Origin of the sequence: Undibacterium sp. SXout7W (assembly GCF_049339385.1) — a bacterium.
Taxonomy (GTDB): domain Bacteria; phylum Pseudomonadota; class Gammaproteobacteria; order Burkholderiales; family Burkholderiaceae_D; genus Undibacterium.
Window position 1 is genome coordinate 1 of the sequence record NZ_JBMPPF010000128.1, and the last position, 314, is coordinate 314.

The 314-nt window shown below is 58.0% G+C and carries 1 protein-coding gene; it reads right to left on the reverse strand.

All coding sequences use genetic code 11. From position 1 onward, the window contains the following. Nucleotides 1–28: 28 nt before the first annotated feature. Nucleotides 29–314 (reverse strand): Rrf2 family transcriptional regulator (locus ACO0LB_RS20780; protein ID WP_423052627.1); only part of this gene is annotated, 286 nt, incomplete at its 5' end.

Below are 314 nucleotides of genomic sequence, written 5' to 3' on the forward strand. Positions count from 1 at the left end.
GCCTGATTCTGAATACTTATCTTTTTAATTACGCGCGCAGTTTAACGTCGATGGCGTCCTGCGAACGGGTGCTGCGCTGTGATTCCTGGCTTTGCTGACGACCCGACACGTCCAGAACTTCCTGGTTATTCACCAGTTCACCCAGGGTGATGTTGTTCAGGAAGCCGGTCAGACGGTCGCTCAGATCGCGCCACAGCGCGTGGGTCAGGCACTTATCGCCGCCCTGGCAGCCGCCTTTACCCTGGCAACGGGTCGCGTCGACGGATTCGTCAACGGCGCTAATCACTTCGCCAACCGCAATACTGCCCGCGTCT